A 3,742-nucleotide genomic window follows, 5' to 3' on the forward strand; every position below is an offset into this window, starting at 1 on the left:
CGCATCTCCATGACGGGACGAACTCAAGCCACTCTTTCGCGTTCGCCAAGCGCTTCGATGATGACCTTGTTGAACGCGGGAATGTCGTCCGGCTTGCGGCTCGTAATCAGGTTGCCATCGCGATGAACCTCTTCGTCCACCCACGTGCCGCCTGCATTGCGGATGTCATCCTGCAACGTCGGCCAGCTTGTCAACGTGCGTCCCGCAACGATGCCCGACGAGATCGGCAGCCATCCGCCATGACAGATCACGGCAATGGGTTTTCCAGCCTTGTCGAATTGCTTCACGATACTCTGGGCTTTGGCATCAACGCGGATTGCGTCGCCGTTCACCACGCCGCCCGGCAGAACGAGCGCGTCATACTCGGCGGGTTGGGCCTGATCGAACGTAACGTCCACGTCCACCTTGTCGCCCATGTCAGTGTGGACGAAACCCTGAATTTGCCCCAGCTTTTGTGAGATCACATCGACTCGCGCGCCGGCAGCTTTCAACGCCTTTTGCGGCTCCACGAGTTCGGCTTGCTCGAATCCGTCGACCGCGAGGATCGCGACCTTGTAGCCGTTCAGGGAATCAGCCATGCATAAGCTCCTATAGTGCATTGATGAACCGGTCCCGATGAGGGAACCACGTTCATCGAAGCAGCAAAGGGTGTGCCCAGGGACTGAAAGCGAAAGGCGGCGCTCAGGCCGTTGCCGGCGTCTTGCTGCGTGAAATCCGCAACAGGCTGACCAGTGCCGCGGCGGCTGCAAAACAGGCGGCAACAATCAGCGTAATCGTTGCGCCGTGTTGCGGCGCGATACCGAAAATGAGCGCGACCAGCGCCGCGCCCAGTGTCTGGCCGGAGAGCCGCGCGGTGCCGAGCATGCCGCTTGCGCCGCCGCTGCGGTTGCGCGGCGCGGATGACAACATCTGCCGGTTGTTGGGCGACTGGAACAGACCGAAGCCGAGGCCGCAAAGCGCCATGCGCCATGCGATATCAAACGGGGCGGGATGCGCGCCCGTAGTTGCAAGCAGCAGCAATCCGGCGCTCAAAAGCGCAAGCCCGATGCCGCCGAGTACGCCGGCCGAATACCGGTCGGAAAGCATCCCCGCAAGCGGCGCGATGAACACGATCACCATGGGCCAAGGCGTCATGAGAAAGCCGGTCTCGACCTGCGTCATGCCGAGCGTATTCTGCAGCAAAAACGGCAGCGAGACGAACGTCAGCATTTGTGCGGTGAACGAACAGAACGATGTCGCGATCGATAGCGCAAAAACAGGAATCCGCAGCAGATCGACGGGTAGCAGCGGCGCCGTCTGCGTCAATTGCCGGCGCACGAAGAAGTATCCAATCACGCCCGCCACGACAAACTCCGCAATTACGTACGGACGATGTTCGCCGTGGCCCAGGCCATCGACAGCGGTAATCGCGAGGCCGAACACCGCCGCGTTCATCAACGCGCTGAGATAGTCGTACGGCCGGCGATGCCCCGGCGTGCGTGGCAATGCTTTCCAGCCCACGAACAGCGCCGCGACACCGATTGGCACGTTGATCGCAAACAGCCACGGCCATGGGGCAATGGCGAGCACGCCGGATGCGACAGTCGGCCCGATTACCGCCGATACAGCCACCACCGACGCGTTGATGCTGACACCGCGACCCAGATGCTCCGGCGGGTAGATCATGCGCACGAGCGCGGTGTTGACACTCATGATGCCTGCAGCGCCGAAGCCCTGGATCACGCGGGCGACCGCCAGCGAGGTCAGCGACCCGGACAGCGCGCAGCCAAACGATGCCAGCGTGAACAGCGCCAGTCCGGCCATATAAACGCGCCGATAACCGATCCGGTCGCCTAAAGACGCCAGCGGCAACAATGAAACGGTGATTGCGAGCTGATAGGCGTTGACGACCCAAATGGAGTCGGCGGGACTCGAATTCAGGTTGCGTGCAATGGTGGGAAGCGCGACGTTCGCGATGGCGCCGTCGAGCACTGCGAGCGTGATGCCGAGCGCAACGACCAGGATGGCCCAATAGCGCTGGGGGTACGGAAGGCCTTGTTCTGCGTCCATCGATGGGGAAAAGGAGAGGAGCCGCGCAGTTTAAGGCGTGCGCCTTTCAAGTGGTTTACTTCCACTGCGGCGGCAGGTACAGCCGCCGCAGGGAGCGGAACCCTACTTCAGCTCATAAAGCCCGGTGTACGTCGCCGAATCGATCTCGTTCAGATGCGTCATGAAACGCGCAACGGCATTTGTCGTCGAGGCTTCGACGGGAAGGTGAGCGGCCTTCAGCGCGTGAATCCGGAAGATGTATCGATGCGCCTTGTCCCCACGCGGCGGCGCCGTGCCACCGAATCCGACCGTGCCGTAGTCGTTGCGCAGTTGCAGCGCGCCGGCCGGCAACAGGCTGCCGTCGGCCTTGCCTGCGTTTTGCGGCAGCGAGTGCGTGTCTGCCGGAATGTTCACCACGACCCAATGCCAGAAGCCGCTGCCGGTGGGCGCGTCGGGGTCGTAGACGGTAAGCGCAAGGCTTTCGGCTTCAGGCGGCACGCCTTCCCATTGCAACGCGGGGGACAGGTTTTCACCGTCGACGCCAAATGACTGCTGGTCGAATTCATGCGTCTTCGAAAGATAACCGTTGGCCGCGAACTCATCGGACCAGATACGAAAATCAGCCATGGGACATTGCCTCCTTGACGGTTGGATGACATGCCTGCGCGCAGCAAACATGCCTGAGGCACGTGGAATCGCGCAAAAGTGTTGCAGCCACACCCGGACTTTTGGCATTCAGCTTATTTTTGAGATGTCTGCGCATAAAATGGCGCAAACCGGATCATTTCAAGCACGAATCTGAAAGGATGGACATGCCGAACACCTTGGGACGCGCATTGCACAGCGTGACTGCATCGCCGAGCCAGCCCGCGGACGACGCCGATATGTTCGAACTCGCGCCGGTCTCGCTGTGGCTCGAGGATTTCAGCGCGGTGCGCGAAGTGTTCGAGGGCTGGCGCGCGGACGGTATTGTCGACCTGCGTTCTTTCCTGCGCGCCGATACCGCCCGGATTGCCGAATGCTCGTCGCGCATCCGCGTGATCAAGGTCAACCGGCGCACGCTGACGCTCTTCGGCGCGAGAGACCTGAGCCACCTCGTGGACAATCTGGGCGCGGTGTTTCGCGATGACATGCTGCTCACCCACGCTGACGAACTGGAGCAACTCTGGTCGGGCAAGGCGCAGTTCGTGAGCAAGACCGTGAACTACGCGCTCGATGGAAAACGCCTGGACGTGTTGCTCAAGGCGGTCATCCTTCCGGGTCACGAAGCAACGTGGGACCGTGTGCTCGTGACGGTGGAGGACATCACCGAGCTGGAAAACGTGCGCCGCAAGGCGGCTCTCAGCGAGCTGTACGCACGCGGGCTGTTCGAACACTCGCCGGTGTCGCTGTGGGTGGAAAACTTCAGCACGGTGAAGTCGTTGCTCGACGATATCCGCGACAGGGGCATCGTCGACTTCCGCACTTTTACGAACGTGCATCCGGAGTTCATCGAGCGATGCATGCAGGAAATCCACGTGCTCGACGTGAACCAGCATACGCTCACCATGTTCGGCGCGCCTGATAAAGCCACGTTGCTGAGCCGTCTAGGCGATGTTTTCCGCGACGAAATGGTCGGCCATTTCCAGGAACAACTCGTCGATCTTTGGGAAAACCGGCTGTTTCACCAGCGCGAAGTCGTCAACTATTCGCTCGAAGGCCATCAGCTCAACGT

3 protein-coding genes and 1 pseudogene are annotated in these 3,742 nt (G+C 61.1%); 1 reads left to right on the top strand and 3 read right to left on the bottom strand.

What is annotated here, in order from left to right:
• Positions 1-23 precede the first annotated feature (23 nt).
• From ACFFAR_RS27565 to ACFFAR_RS27575, 3 genes are all read right to left on the bottom strand, one after another.
• Positions 24-578, bottom strand: coding sequence for a DJ-1/PfpI/YhbO family deglycase/protease (locus ACFFAR_RS27565; RefSeq protein WP_174364978.1), 555 nt, complete (start codon positions 576-578; stop codon positions 24-26).
• A 103-nt stretch (positions 579-681) separates the two neighbouring features.
• Entirely contained in the window at positions 682-2,049 is a 1,368-nt protein-coding gene (locus ACFFAR_RS27570; protein WP_075359573.1) for an MFS transporter, read from the bottom strand.
• 102 nt (positions 2,050-2,151) lie between these two features.
• Complete coding sequence (locus ACFFAR_RS27575) at positions 2,152-2,655, bottom strand: YbhB/YbcL family Raf kinase inhibitor-like protein (RefSeq protein ID WP_174364979.1); 504 nt, start codon at positions 2,653-2,655, stop codon at positions 2,152-2,154.
• A gap of 185 nt (positions 2,656-2,840) precedes the next feature.
• On the opposite strand from ACFFAR_RS27575, the pseudogene ACFFAR_RS27580 reads away from it, so the two are divergent.
• Positions 2,841-3,742 (top strand): annotated as a pseudogene (locus ACFFAR_RS27580) (histidine kinase); the annotation flags it as partial.

The organism is uncultured Caballeronia sp., assembly GCF_964243625.1.
Classification (GTDB): domain Bacteria; phylum Pseudomonadota; class Gammaproteobacteria; order Burkholderiales; family Burkholderiaceae; genus Caballeronia.